The sequence below is a fragment of the Promicromonospora sp. NPDC057138 genome, assembly GCF_042670845.1.
Taxonomy (GTDB): domain Bacteria; phylum Actinomycetota; class Actinomycetes; order Actinomycetales; family Cellulomonadaceae; genus Promicromonospora.
This window is the reverse complement of sequence record NZ_JBHUUX010000002.1, coordinates 193,029-205,313: the sequence shown is the minus strand read 5'-3', so window position 1 is coordinate 205,313 and position 12,285 is coordinate 193,029. Positions and strand designations below refer to the sequence as shown.

12 protein-coding genes are annotated in these 12,285 nt (G+C 70.8%); 6 read left to right on the top strand and 6 right to left on the bottom strand.

The features are described from left to right. Positions 1 to 52: 52 nt before the first annotated feature. From opp4C to ACFT2C_RS02535, 4 genes are read right to left on the bottom strand one after another with little or no spacing between them, the layout of a single operon-like run. Complete coding sequence (gene opp4C, locus ACFT2C_RS02550; RefSeq protein WP_377205422.1) at positions 53 to 979, bottom strand: oligopeptide ABC transporter permease; 927 nt, start codon at positions 977 to 979, stop codon at positions 53 to 55. Beyond that, positions 976 to 1,929, bottom strand: coding sequence for an ABC transporter permease (locus tag ACFT2C_RS02545; RefSeq protein WP_377205421.1), 954 nt, complete (start codon positions 1,927 to 1,929; stop codon positions 976 to 978). Before ACFT2C_RS02545 ends, opp4C begins: the two co-directional genes overlap by 4 nt. Then, a complete protein-coding gene (locus tag ACFT2C_RS02540; RefSeq protein ID WP_377205420.1) occupies positions 1,926 to 3,047 on the bottom strand; it encodes an ABC transporter ATP-binding protein in 1,122 nt (373 codons plus the stop codon). Before ACFT2C_RS02540 ends, ACFT2C_RS02545 begins: the two co-directional genes overlap by 4 nt. After that, positions 3,044 to 4,045, bottom strand: coding sequence for an ABC transporter ATP-binding protein (locus ACFT2C_RS02535; RefSeq protein WP_377205419.1), 1,002 nt, complete (start codon positions 4,043 to 4,045; stop codon positions 3,044 to 3,046). Before ACFT2C_RS02535 ends, ACFT2C_RS02540 begins: the two co-directional genes overlap by 4 nt. Positions 4,046 to 4,307: 262 nt before the next feature. On the opposite strand from ACFT2C_RS02535, the gene ACFT2C_RS02530 reads away from it, so the two are divergent. Both ACFT2C_RS02530 and ACFT2C_RS02525 read left to right on the top strand, forming a co-directional pair. Next, the gene (locus tag ACFT2C_RS02530; RefSeq protein ID WP_377205418.1) at positions 4,308 to 4,724 is read left to right on the top strand and encodes a hypothetical protein; all 417 of its coding nucleotides are present in this window, start codon (positions 4,308 to 4,310) and stop codon (positions 4,722 to 4,724) included. Between the two features lie 53 nt (positions 4,725 to 4,777). Then, positions 4,778 to 5,659, top strand: coding sequence for an LLM class F420-dependent oxidoreductase (locus ACFT2C_RS02525; RefSeq protein ID WP_377205417.1), 882 nt, complete (start codon positions 4,778 to 4,780; stop codon positions 5,657 to 5,659). Between the two features lie 106 nt (positions 5,660 to 5,765). Here the strand turns inward: ACFT2C_RS02525 and ACFT2C_RS02520 are convergent, their stop codons facing one another. Both ACFT2C_RS02520 and ACFT2C_RS02515 read right to left on the bottom strand, forming a co-directional pair. Next, positions 5,766 to 6,776, bottom strand: a complete 1,011-nt coding sequence (locus tag ACFT2C_RS02520; RefSeq protein ID WP_377205416.1) for an ADP-ribosylglycohydrolase family protein — start codon at positions 6,774 to 6,776, stop codon at positions 5,766 to 5,768. Next, positions 6,773 to 7,831: an ADP-ribosylglycohydrolase family protein gene (locus ACFT2C_RS02515; protein ID WP_377205415.1), complete on the bottom strand. Its 1,059-nt coding sequence runs from the start codon at positions 7,829 to 7,831 to the stop codon at positions 6,773 to 6,775. The genes ACFT2C_RS02520 and ACFT2C_RS02515 overlap by 4 nt, the downstream gene beginning before the upstream one ends. 184 nt (positions 7,832 to 8,015) lie before the next feature. Here ACFT2C_RS02515 and ACFT2C_RS02510 point away from each other — a divergent pair, with 184 nt between their 5' ends. The 4 genes from ACFT2C_RS02510 (at position 8,016) to ACFT2C_RS02495 (ending at position 12,253) form a co-directional block, all read left to right on the top strand. Beyond that, positions 8,016 to 8,984 (top strand): LacI family DNA-binding transcriptional regulator, encoded by a 969-nt coding sequence (locus ACFT2C_RS02510; RefSeq protein WP_377205414.1) that lies wholly within the window; start codon positions 8,016 to 8,018, stop codon positions 8,982 to 8,984. A 100-nt stretch (positions 8,985 to 9,084) separates the two neighbouring features. Beyond that, positions 9,085 to 10,410, top strand: a complete 1,326-nt coding sequence (locus ACFT2C_RS02505; protein ID WP_377205413.1) for an ABC transporter substrate-binding protein — start codon at positions 9,085 to 9,087, stop codon at positions 10,408 to 10,410. Further along, positions 10,407 to 11,360, top strand: a complete 954-nt coding sequence (locus tag ACFT2C_RS02500) for a carbohydrate ABC transporter permease (RefSeq protein ID WP_377205412.1) — start codon at positions 10,407 to 10,409, stop codon at positions 11,358 to 11,360. The genes ACFT2C_RS02505 and ACFT2C_RS02500 overlap by 4 nt, the downstream gene beginning before the upstream one ends. Next, positions 11,360 to 12,253, top strand: a complete 894-nt coding sequence (locus tag ACFT2C_RS02495) for a carbohydrate ABC transporter permease (protein WP_377205411.1) — start codon at positions 11,360 to 11,362, stop codon at positions 12,251 to 12,253. The genes ACFT2C_RS02500 and ACFT2C_RS02495 overlap by 1 nt, the downstream gene beginning before the upstream one ends. The last annotated feature ends 32 nt before the right edge of the window (positions 12,254 to 12,285 follow it).

Here is a 12,285-nt window from a genome sequence, read left to right as displayed (position 1 = left end):
TGTTGCCGGCGATGGTGCGGTCAGCGATGGTTGCGGTCAGCGAAGGCTGCGGTCAGCGATGGGACTTGGTCTCGCGGGACTCCAGCGCGTCGCGCAGGCCGTCCCCGACGAAGTTGATGGCGAGCACAGTCACGAAGATCGCGATGCCCGGCGGCAGCCAGAGCCACGGCTCGCTGGTCATGACGGTGATCGACTGGGCGTCGCTGAGCATGTTTCCCCAGGAGGCGGCGGGCGGCCGCACCCCCAGACCGAGGAAGCTCAGGCCGGACTCGAGGATGATCGCGTTCGCGATCCCGAACGTGGCGTTGACGATGATCGGCGAGAGCGCGTTCGGCAGGATGTGCTGGAACAGGATCTTCGGCGTGCTGTAGCCGAGCGAGACGCCCGCCTTCACGTAGTCCTGGTTCTTGATGGACAGCACCGAGCCGCGCACGAGGCGCGAGATCATCGGCCAGCCGAGAAAGCCGATGGCGAGCGTGATGTTCGTCAGGCTCGGCCCGATGACGGCCACCAGGATCAGGATGACCATGAAGTAAGGGAACGACATGAAGACGTCGACGACGCGCATCAGGACCGAGTCGACCACCTTGCCGAAGTACCCGGCCGCCAGGCCGACGCAGACGCCGATGACCACGTACACGGCGACGGCACCCACGCTCACCGTGATCGATACGCGCGCGCCGTAGATGAGCCGGCTGAGCACGTCCCTGCCCACCGGGTCGGTCCCGAGCAGGTGTGCGGACGACGGGGCCGCCTGGAACTGGTCGAAGATCTGGTTCGGGTCGTACGGCGCGAGCAGCGGGGCGAAGACCGCGACGAGGATCATCGCCAGGAAGGCGAACAGCCCGACGCCGGCCAGGCGATGCTTGAAGAACCTGCGGACCACGGCCCGCAGGTAGGACTCCTCCTTCCCGAGGCTCGCGGCGACGGCGCGGGCGGCCGCGCTCTCGGTCGAGGTCGATGTGACGGTTGCGCTCATGTGTACTCGATCCGCGGGTCGACGACGGCATAGACGATGTCGGCGAGGAGGTTCGCCGCGAAGACCGCGAGCGCCGCGATGAGGTTCACGCCCATCAGCACGGAGTAGTCGCGGGACGAGATCGACTGGATGGTCAGCATGCCCAGGCCGGGCCACTGGAAGATCTGCTCGGTGACGATCGCGCCGCCGAGGAGGCCCGCGAGGTCGACGCTGAGCACCGTGACGAGCGGGATCAGGGCGTTGCGCAGGGCATGCTTGTGGGTGACGACGCCGGGCGCGAGCCCCTTGGCGTGCGCGGTGCGGATGTAGTCCTCGGAGAAGGCGTCGACCATCGAGGACCGCACGTACCGGACCATGTTCCCGGCGATGGCGGTCGCGAGGACGGTGACCGGCAGGATCAGGTGCAGGAGCCGGTCCCACGGACCGGCGCCGCCGTTGCCGATGGTGACCATGTTCCCGGTCGGGAGCCAGCCGAGCTGCAGGGCGAAGACGTAGATCAGGGCGAGGCCGAGGAAGAAGTGCGGGACCGAGACGCCGAAGAAGGCGCCCCCGACGACCGTGTAGTCGGCCCAGGTGCCCTTGCGGCGGGCGGCGAGGATGCCCAGCGGGATCGCAATCGCGTACGCGACCACGAGGGCCGCGCCCATGAGCAGCAGGGTGGGGCCGATGCGCTCGCCGATGACCTCGGCGACCGGGGTGCGCGAGACGTAGGACAGGCCGAGGTCGCCGCGCAGGAGCTGGCCGAGCCAGTTGAGGTACTGGACGATGATCGGCTGGTCCAGGCCGAGCGAGGCCTCGACCCGTTCCTTGTAGTCGGGCGAGGCGTCGGCGGCGAGGTAGAGGTCGGCGGGGCTGCCGGGCGCGAGCTGGACGATGAAGAAGTTGAGGACGGTGACGCCGAGGAGGACCGGGATCGAGATCAGGATCCGCCGGATGATGTAGGTGGTCATGCGCTCTCCCCCGCCGCCGTCGGCCCGGATGATGGCGTCCCGGACGACGCGGGCCGGCCGACCTCCAGCGGGAAGTGGCAGGCGAACGCGTGCTCGCCGCCCTGCCCACCCGTCTGAGCGTCGGTCGTGAGCCGCGGTTCCTCGGTCCGGCATTTGTCCTGCGCGAACGGGCACCGGGTGTGGAACACGCAGCCCGACGGCGGGGCGGCGGCGTTCGGCACGTCGCCCTCGACGACTATTCGTTCTCTGCCCCCTTGCGTGGCCCGCAGGTGCGGGTTGGGTGCCGGGTACGCGTCGAGCAGGATCTCCGTGTACGGGTGGCGGGGGCCGGCGAACAGCTCCGCCGTCGTCGCGACCTCCATGACCTTGCCCAGGTACATGACGACGATCCGGTCGCTGATGTAGCGGACGGCGCCGAGGCCGTGGGAGATGAAGACGTAGGTGAGGCCGAGCTCGGCCTGCAGGTCCCGGAGCAGGTTGAGCACCTGTGCCTGGATGGAGACGTCGAGCGCGGAGACCGGCTCGTCGAGGACCAGCAGGGTCGGGTCGAGCATGAGCGCGCGGGCGATGCCGACCCGCTGGCGCTGGCCGCCGGAGAGCTCGTGCGGGTACCGGCCCTTGAACTGCGCCGACAGGCCCACGCGTTCGAGCATCTCGGTGACCCGCTCCCGCGCGTCCTTCCGCGAGGCGCGGCCGTGGGCGACGAGCGGTTCCGCGAGCAGGTCGCCGATGCGCTTCTGCGGGTTGAGCGACGAGTACGGGTCCTGGAACACCATCTGCAGGTCGAGGCGGGCGCGCCGCAGCTCCCTGGTGTTCAGCCCCGCCAGGTCGCGGCCGCCGAAGACCACCGCGCCCGCGGTCGGGTTCTCGAGCCGGATGATCGCCCGGCCGGTGGTCGACTTGCCGCAGCCGGACTCCCCCACGATGCCGAGCGTCTCGCCGGGGAACACGTCGAAGCTGACCCCGTCGACGGCGCGCACGGCGCCGGTCTGCCGGGAGATGATGCCGCTCCGGATCGGGTAGTGGAGCTTGAGGTCCTGGACGCTCAGCAGCGGCTGCCCGTCGGGCACCCCGGCGCGCTCGCGCGCCGTGCGCACTGTCACGTCGGTCGCGCTCATGAGACCACCGCTGCCTTGGCGCGGACGGCGGCCTGCTCGTCGTCGTAGAGGAAGCAGCGCACCAGGTGCTTCGCCGTGGTGCTCGTGCCCAGCAGGCCGGGCCGTTCGGCCCGACACCGGTCCATGACCGACGGGCAGCGGTCCTGGAAGCGGCAGCCGCTCGGCATGTTCGTGAGCGCGGGCACGGAGCCCGGGATCGATTCGAGCCGGGCGTCGTCGTCGGCGCCGAGGTGTGGGATCGACTTCATCAGGCCGACGGTGTACGGGTGCTTGGGGTGATCGAAGAGCTCGAAGACGTCGGCCTCCTCGACCACCTGGCCCGCGTACATCACCGCCACCTTGTCCGCCATCTCCGCGACGACGCCGAGGTCGTGCGTGATCAGGATCGTCGCCGTCCGCGACGCCGCGGCCAGCTTCTTCATGAGGGTGAGGATCTGCGCCTGGATCGTCACGTCCAGCGCCGTTGTGGGCTCGTCCGCGATCAGCAGGACGGGCGAGCAGCTCAGCGCCATCGCGATCATGACGCGCTGCCGCATGCCGCCGGAGAGCCGGTGCGGGTAGTCCCCCACGATCTGCCCGGCCCGCGGCACCCCGACGAGCTCGAGCAGCTCGACCGCGCGGTCGGCGGCCTCCTGCCGGGAGATCCCGAGGTGCAGCAGCATCCCCTCGGTGAGCTGGTCGCCGATGGTCAGGACCGGGTTCAGCGACGTCATCGGCTCCTGGAAGATCATCGCGAGCGAGTTGCCGCGGTGCTCGCGCATCTCCGGCTCGGACAGCTCGAGCAGGTTCCGGTCCTCGAAGAGGATCTCGCCGTCGGTCACCCGCCCGTTGCGCGGGAGCAGCCCCATGATCGACAGCGCGGTGACCGACTTCCCGCTGCCGGACTCGCCGACGAGGCAGATGGTCTCGCCGCGCTCGAGGTCGAAGCTCACCTCGTCGACCGCGACGACGGAGCCGGAGTCCGACCCGAATCTGGTCTTGATGCCTTTGACCTGCAACAACGTTCCCAAAAATGCCTCGCTCCCTGACCGGTGGCATGCGGCATCAGCCGCTCGACGCCGTCGCTGTGCCGTCGTGACGGCGGTGGATCGCCCCGACGTACCGGAGTCAAACAGCGCGAAGTTTCACCCATCTTCGGGCGTCGTTTCGGGCCGGTTCCGGATTCACCCCCTGTGTGACTTGCCGATTTCGTCACGATTGCCAGACGAATCCGGTTTGATGGGTAAATACCCACCGATTCGACGTCAAGGAGATCTTGCGATGACCCAGCAGGCAGCCCAGGTCGGCACCGTCTACCGGACCAGCCAGGAGCTGCTCGACGCCGACCTACCCCACTTCAGCGTGGCTCTGGACGCCAGCGGGTACGCGGTCCAGCGGGACGCCGACGGCAGCTGGTACAGCGTGTCCTCCGTCGGGCCCGCGGACCTCGCGGAGGTCTACACGGTCATCCATCTCCCCGCCGCGTCGCTCCCCACCGCCTACGGGTCGGTGGTCATCGCCGACAACGGCACGCCCTTCATGCGCCGCTGGGACGCCGCGACCGACGACCGCTTCGGTCTCGAGCACTGGATGGGGCCCGACGGCGCCGCCGTGACCAGCGACCACCTGCGGCGCCTCGGCGTCGCGCGCGCCTGGGACGCGGGGGCGCCGAACGGCGCGTCGTCGATCAGGAGCTGACGGGGCCTGTCAGGGCCTGTCACGGACGACAACCAGGGCGTAACCTCCACGCCATGGAACTTGGGCTGCACTACTTCACCTTCACCCACCCGGAGTGGGAGACCACCCTGGCCGACCGGTTCACCGAGACCGCTCAGATCGCCGACGAGGGCGGCGTGAACCTGCTGACGGTCATGGACCACTGGTTCCAGATGCTCCACGCGGGCGGGCCGTTCGAGCCGATGCTGGAGGGCTACACGTCGCTGGGCTACCTCGCCGGCGTGACGAAGAACGTCCGGCTGAGCCTGCTCGTCACCGGCGTCACCTACCGGCACCCGGGCCTGCTGGCCAAGACGGTCTCCACGCTCGACGTCCTCTCGCGCGGGCGGGCGATGCTGGGCATCGGGGCTGCCTGGTACGACCGCGAGCACGCCGGCCTGGGCGTGCCCTTCCCGCCGACGGCGGAGCGGTTCGAGCGCCTGGAGGAGACGCTGCAGGTCTGCCGGCAGATGTGGTCGGACGACGACGGAGCCTTCGAGGGCAAGCACTACCAGCTCGCGGAGACGATCAACCTCCCCCAGCCGCCGCGCGGCACCGTCCCGGTCATGATCGGCGGCGGCGGAGAGCGCAAGACGCTGCGGCTGGTGGCCGAGTACGGGCAGGCGTGCAACCTGTTCGGCGGGCCGGGCGACGAGGCTCTCGAGACCGTCCGGCACAAGCTGGAGGTGCTGCGGGAGCACTGCGACCGCCTCGGCACCGACTACGACGCGATCGAGAAGACGATCCTCTACCAGGGCGACGCGGCCGGCGACGTCGACGCGTTCCTGACGGACATGAAGAAGTACGCGGACCTGGGCGTCAGCCTCGTGAGCCTGATGCCGACGCCGTACGTGAACCCGGTGCCCTGGGCGACCACGCTGGTCGAGGACGTGGTGCCGCGACTGAAGCAGGTCTGAGCTAAGCAGGTCTGAGCTAAGCAGGTCTGGTACGTAGGGCGGCCCGACGGCGCCTCGGTGAACCACGAGGCGCCGTCCCGCCCGGCCGTCAGCTCGACCGTCGGGTCTACGACGCCTTCGTCGTGAGGGCCCGCGCCAGGTCGCCGAGCGACTGCCCCGCCACCGCCGGGATCGTGACGCCCTGCAGCACGTCGAGCTCCGCGGCGTCCGGCGCGCTGCCGCCCGCGCCGCAGAGCGCGCCGACCAGCGCGGGCAGGCTGTCCTGGTGCCGGGTCACGGAGAATGCCAGGGGCAGGGCTGCCTCGTGGTCGCCGTCGGTCGCGGCGGTGAGGGCCAGGGCGAGCGGCAGCGTCTCGGCGACCGTGCCCGGGTGGCTGTACAGGCGCGGCGCGAACCGGCCCACGAGGGCGGGGATTGCGCCGAACGGGGACGGCGCGTCGTCCACGATGGCGAGGGCGTCGCGCATGCCGTCCGCGAGCCAGCCGTCGGCGGCGACGTCGTCGGCGACGGACTCGAGGGCGTCGCGCACCGCAGCGCCGGCCAGCATCCGGCCGACGACCCCCGCGAAGACCGCGGCGGCGTGCACCCCGATGGCGTCGTGGGTGATGGTCGCGTACCGGCGGGCGAGCCCCGCCGCTTCCGCGGGGTCGGCGACGGCCAGGGCGATGGCGAGCGCGCCGGGCAGCGCGGTGTCGTCGTAGAAGGCCGGGTTGTCGGTGCCGGTGTGCGGCGGCCGGAGCCCTGCCGCGGCGTTGAGCAGCGCGGACCGCTGGGCCGGGCCGGTCCACGTCTCGGGGCCGTCCATGAGGGCGCGCCAGGCGTCGAAGAGGTCGTCGTCGTCCCAGGTGGGCGCGTCGAGCAGGACGCGGGCGGTGACGGCGAAGGACTCGGTGTCGTCGGTCGCCACGAGCACGGGTACGCCGATCGCCGCCGGCACGAAGGGCACGACCTGGCGCAGCACGCGGGCCTGGTCCAGGTCGGTGGCGCCGCGCCGGAGCTGCCCGCGGACCCACGGGTCGCGGACCGTGCGGTGCTCGCTGGCCGGTGCGCCGAGGGCATCTCCCAGGGCGAGCCCGTGGACGGCGCCGACGGCGCGGCTGGTGCGTTCGTCGGTCATCGTCGTCCCGCCTTGTCTTCTGTCGCGCTGTCGTGTGTCGCGCTGTCGCCTGTCGCGCTGCGTGTCGCGCTGCCGTGTGCCGCCTTGTCCCGTGCCGCGCGTTCGGTCAGCGCGTCCGCCAGGGCGATCAGGTCGGTGCCCGCCGTCGACTCGATGCACTGGCCCGACACGGACCGCACCTGCTCGATGTGGGCCGGGTCGAACGCGCTCGCGCCGTGCAGGGCGCCGGCCACCGCGCCCGCCATGGCCGCGATGGTGTCGGAGTCGCGCCCGATGTTGACCCCCGACTCGATCACGCTCGGGGCGACGTCGTTGGCGCACAGCAGGCCCATGCACAGCGCGAGGGCCTCGGGCGCGACGTCCGCCCACATGTAGTGCCGCAGCGGGATGGCCTCGAAGAGCTGCTCCTCGACCGTCTCCACCGGCAGGCCCTGCGAGGCGATGTCGAGGGCGCGGCAGGCGAGCCGGTACGACCAGGAGTCGGCGGGCAGGGACTCGAGCATCGCGTCGAGCACCGGGTCCGGCGCGTCCTCGACCATCGCGACGGCGACGCCGGCGGCCATCGCCTGGGCGCAGTAGATGCCGTCGCGGGAGTGGCTGACACGGGCGTCGGCGAGCGCCATCCGGCGGGCGAGGGCGGCGTCCCCCGCCGCGTAGACGCCGATCGGCGCGACGCGCATCGCGGCGCCGTCGCTCCAGGTCTCGGCGTTGCGCTGCCCGCTGGCGGGCGGCTTCATGCCGGCGTGGAGGTTGGCGATGGCGATCATCTCGCTGAACCCGGCGCGATTGAACCCGGAGCGCTGGGTGCTCAGGGCCTCCAGCCAGGTGTCGGCGACGTCCTGCGAGGTCAGGTCGGCGCCGGCCTTGAGGACACCCCTGGCGCACAGCACCGCGTACTCGGTGTCGTCGGTGCCCGCGGCCTGGTCGTCGAGGAAGCCGCGGACCCTGCCCCACTGCTCCCGGATGGCGGGAAGACTCATCCCCTCGGTCGGCGCGCCCATCGCGTCGCCGATCGCGAGACCGAGCAGCGCACCCCGCGCACGATCGTTGTCCATGGTCCCCGATTCTCGAATCGATTTGCGTTTGCCCAGGTCAGGGGCACGTCCAATTTCGTGAGAGTTTGCGCGAGTGTCTTGCGTCACGCTTCACTTTCCGAGAGGATGCTTCAGCAAAACCTTTTGCGCAAGGGTGAAGTACAGCCGAGGTCCACGGGGGGACTCGATGGTTGGGATTCGTGAGGTGGCCGAGGCCGCCGGCGTCAGCGCGTCGACGGTCTCGCAGGTCGTCACCGGCAAGCGGCCGGTCTCGGCCGCGACACGAGCCCGCGTGGAGGCCGAGATCGAGCGCCTGGGCTACCGCGCCCACCCCGGTGCGGCGCAGCTGCGCGGCGGACGGACCGGGACCATCGCCCTGGTCGTGCCGACGCTGGAGAACCCCTTCTACCCCCTGGTCGCCGCCGGGATGCAGGACGTGCTCGTCCCCCGGGACCTCCTGCTGACCGTCACCGACGCCAGCGGCCCGGACCGCTCGGCGACGACCATCCACCGCCTCCTGTCCCGCCGCGTGGACGCGATGCTCGCCGCGCCGTTCGGCCTCGCCGAGTCGACCCTGGCCGAGGTGCGCGACGCCGAGATCCCGTTCGTCACCCTGGGGCAGGCCCCGCCGGGCGGCGGCGACTACGTGCACACCGACGACGTCAGCGGCGTCCGCGAGCTGACGGAGCACCTGATCTCACGGGGCCGCCGCCGGATCGCCTTCCTCGGCGGGGACGAGGCGGCGCCCCCGACCCAGGAGCGCCTGGCGGGGTACCGGACCGCGCTGCGCGCGGCGGGCCTGCCCGTCCGCGCGGACGACGTGGTGTTCGAGACGTACACCCGTCAGGGCGGCCGCGACGGCGCCGCGACCCTGCTCGACCGCGACCACCGTCCGGACGCCATAGTCGCGGCCAACGACCTGATAGCCATCGGCGTCCTGGACGCGGCACGCGCCCGTGCGCTGCGCGTCCCGGACGACGTCGCGGTGACCGGCTACGACGACATCGACGCGGCGTCGCTGGTCAACCCGCCGCTGACGACGGTCGAGAACCCCGCACGAGAGATCGGGCGGGCCTGCGCCCGCCTGCTGCTGGACCGGCTCGACGGCGAGGTCACCGAGGTGACCCGCGCCGTCGGCCTGCCACACCGGCTCGTGATCCGCGAGTCGAGCTGAACGTCCCGCACCACCGCCCGTTGCCCTTTCCCACTCGTCTGAGAGAGCCGTCATCTTGAGAATCACGAAGCGCGCACTGGTCCCCGTCAGCGTCGTCGCCGTGTCCGCGATAGCACTCGCCGGCTGCGTGAGCACCGGCGGCGACAGCAGCAGCAACAGCAGCAGTGGCACCGGTGAGGTCAGCTACTGGGGAGCGTTCTACGCGCCCACCACCGAGAAGGCGTTCCAGGACATCTTCGTCGACGGGTTCAACGCCGAGGGCGGCGGACAAGTCGACATGGAGGTCAAGGAGCTGACCACCATCGGCCAGCTCACCGACACGGCGGTCTCGGCCGGCCAGGCGCCCGACATCGTCTACTCGGACGGGCCGACGTCGGCCTCGGACTTCGCCCGTGCGGACCGGACCGTCGCGCTGGACGAGTACGCCGACGAGTACGGCTGGGAGGACAAGTTCCTGCCCTGGGCCTACGAGCTCAGCAAGGTCGACGGCAAGGTCTCGTCGGTCCCGGCCAGCTACGGCTCGATGGCCCTGTTCTACAACAAGAAGGTGTTCGAGGAGCACGGCTGGACCCCGCCCACCACCCTCGCCGAGTTCGAGAAGATCGCCCAGGAGGCCGACGAGGCCGGCATGGTGCCGATCGGCGGCGGCAACGCGGGCTACCAGGGGATGTCCGAGTGGCTCCTCACCTCGGTCTTCAACGCGGCGGTCGGCCCCGAGAAGCTCTACGACGTGCTGACCGGCGAGGCGTCGTTCACCGACCCGGAGTTCGTCGCGGCGATCGAGCTCATCCAGAGCTGGATCGACAAGGGCTGGCTGGCCGGCGGCTCTCAGTCCTACTTCACCACCGACGACACCGCGAACGTCACGGGCCTCGCCAACGGCACCACGGCGATGTACATGAGCGGCACGTGGACGTTCAACTCGTTCGGTCAGGTCTTCGACGACCCGTCGCAGTGGGCCTGGGCGCCGCTGCCGTCGCTGAGCGACTCCGTCGAGCCGGGCGTGTTCCCGCTGGCCATCGGCACCCAGCTGTCGGTCAGCACCGACGCCGCCGACCCGGCCGCCGCGGCGTCGTTCATCGACTACGTGGCCGGGGACGTCGACCGGGCGCTGTCGTACACGGCGCGCACCGGCGAGAACCCGCCGCCGCTGCGGATGAGCGCCGACCAGTTCCCCTCGGACGTCGACGAGCGCACGGTCCAGCTCTACAGCGAGATCCCCGAGTCGTCGAACGTCGGCTACGCGACGTGGACGTTCTTCCCGCCGAAGACCGACGCCTACCTCATCAGCGAGTTCGACAAGGTCGTGACCGGCGACGCCACCGCCGAGGAGTACCTCGCGGGCATGCAGGACACGTTCGACAAGGAGTTCGACGCCGGTACGACGCTCGTCCCGTTCACGCCGTCGGGCCAGGACGGTCAATGACCTCCGGCTCCACGGTGCCCGGCGCCGTCCTGGTCGTGGGCCCCACGACCAGGACGGCACCGGGCGTGCGCCCGGGCCGGCGCCTGGGCGCGCGGGCCCAGCGCCGGCTGCTGGCCTGGGTCCTCGTGGCGCCGCTCCTGCTGGTCAACCTCCTGGTCATCACCGGACCGGGCCTGGCCTCGGTGTTCTACTCGTTCACCGACTGGGACGGGCTCAGCACGCCCGCGTTCGTCGGCCTGGCGAACTACGCCGAGATGCTGGGCTCGAGCGCGGTGCTGGGCGCGCTGGGACACAACGTCCTGTGGACCCTGTTCTTCCTCGTCGTCCCGATGTCGATGGCGCTGGTCGGCGCGTTCCTGCTGTCCCGGCTCCGCCGGGGCCGGACATTCTTCCGCGTCCTCTACTTCATCCCGTACGTGCTGGCCACCGTCGTCTCGGCGGCGGTCTGGCGGCAGATCCTCGACCCGGAGAGCGGGATCGGCGTCGTCGTCCCGTTCCTGCGGGACGTGAACTTCCTGGGTAATCCCTCGCTCGCCCTGGGCTCGGTGGCGTTCGTCAACAACTGGCAGTGGTGGGGCTTCCTGCTGGTGATCTTCCTGGCCGCCATGCAGACCGTCGAACCCAGCCTCTACGAGGCCGCGCGGCTCGACGGCGCCGGACCCGTCCGCGAGTTCTGGCACATCACGCTGCCGTCGATCCGGCCGACGTTCATCTTCCTCGGGCTGATGACCGTGATCTGGTCCTTCCTCGTCTTCGACTACATCTACGTCCTGACCCAGGGCGGCCCCGCCGGCTCCACCGACGTGCTCAGCACGGTGCTGTACCGCGAGGCCTTCCAGAACCAGCGCCACGGGTACGCCTCCGCCGTCGCGATGCTGCTGGCGGCCATCAGCGCGGTCGCCGTGCTCGGATACCTGGCCCTGCGCCGACGTCTGCGATGGGACGTCTGATGACCGCACACCTCGCGCTCCGGACCGCCCCCGCCCAACCCGGCCCCGCCCAGCCCACCCCGGCGCCGCGGCAGGGCAACCGGCCCCAGGTGGTCACCTGGGTCATCCTCGGCCTGCTCGGCCTCTACGCCGTCGCGCCGCTGCTGGTCTTCGCCTCCAACTCACTGAAGTCCGCGCGCGAGATCGACGCGAACCCGCTCGGCCTGCCGCAGTCGTGGAACTGGGCGAACTTCGCCGTCGCCTGGGAGCAGGCGGGCATGGGCCGCGCCCTGCTGAACAGCCTCGTGATCGCCGGCGCCACCGCGGTGGGCGTGGCGCTCATCGCGACGGCGGCCGCCTACGCCATGACCCGCCTCGGCCTGCCGGGCGAGGGCGGCTGGATCCTGTGGCTGCTGGTGTCGTCGTCGCTGCCGATCCAGCTCTTCCTCGTGCCGCTGGTGAGCTGGTGGTCCCTCCTGGGCCTCTACAACCAGCCCATCGGCCTGATCATCATCTACTGGGCCGTGTACAGCCCGTTCGCGACCCTGCTCGTGCGGTCGTCCCTGCTCGGCCTGACGCCGGCCTACGAGGAGGCGGCGCGTCTGGACGGCGCCGGCGAGCTGCGGGTGCTCACCCGGATCGTCCTGCCGATGATCTGGCCGACGGTCCTGACCGCGGCCCTGGTCTCCGGCCTGCAGGCCTACAACGAGTTCATGCTCGCGGTCACCTTCATCCAGGAGCGCGACTTCCAGCCGGTGGCGCTGTCCCTCTACTCGTTCCAGCAGGGGTTCACCACCGACTGGTCACTGGTCGGCGCGGCGGGCCTGATCATGGCGCTGCCCGTCGTCGTCCTCTTCCTCACCATGCAACGCCGGTTCATCGACGGCTACGCCTCGTCAGGAGTCAGCGGATGAGCCATTCCCCACCTCCGAAACTGCCCGGGAAC

Coding starts and splice junctions, on each gene's coding strand:
- opp4C (WP_377205422.1), bottom strand. CDS start 979: ATGAGCGCAACCGTCACATCGACCTCGACCGAGAGCGCGGCCGCCCGC.
- ACFT2C_RS02545 (WP_377205421.1), bottom strand. CDS start 1,929: ATGACCACCTACATCATCCGGCGGATCCTGATCTCGATCCCGGTCCTC.
- ACFT2C_RS02540 (WP_377205420.1), bottom strand. CDS start 3,047: ATGAGCGCGACCGACGTGACAGTGCGCACGGCGCGCGAGCGCGCCGGG.
- ACFT2C_RS02530 (WP_377205418.1), top strand. CDS start 4,308: ATGACCCAGCAGGCAGCCCAGGTCGGCACCGTCTACCGGACCAGCCAG.
- ACFT2C_RS02525 (WP_377205417.1), top strand. CDS start 4,778: ATGGAACTTGGGCTGCACTACTTCACCTTCACCCACCCGGAGTGGGAG.
- ACFT2C_RS02520 (WP_377205416.1), bottom strand. CDS start 6,776: ATGACCGACGAACGCACCAGCCGCGCCGTCGGCGCCGTCCACGGGCTC.
- ACFT2C_RS02515 (WP_377205415.1), bottom strand. CDS start 7,831: ATGGACAACGATCGTGCGCGGGGTGCGCTGCTCGGTCTCGCGATCGGC.
- ACFT2C_RS02500 (WP_377205412.1), top strand. CDS start 10,407: ATGACCTCCGGCTCCACGGTGCCCGGCGCCGTCCTGGTCGTGGGCCCC.
- ACFT2C_RS02495 (WP_377205411.1), top strand. CDS start 11,360: ATGACCGCACACCTCGCGCTCCGGACCGCCCCCGCCCAACCCGGCCCC.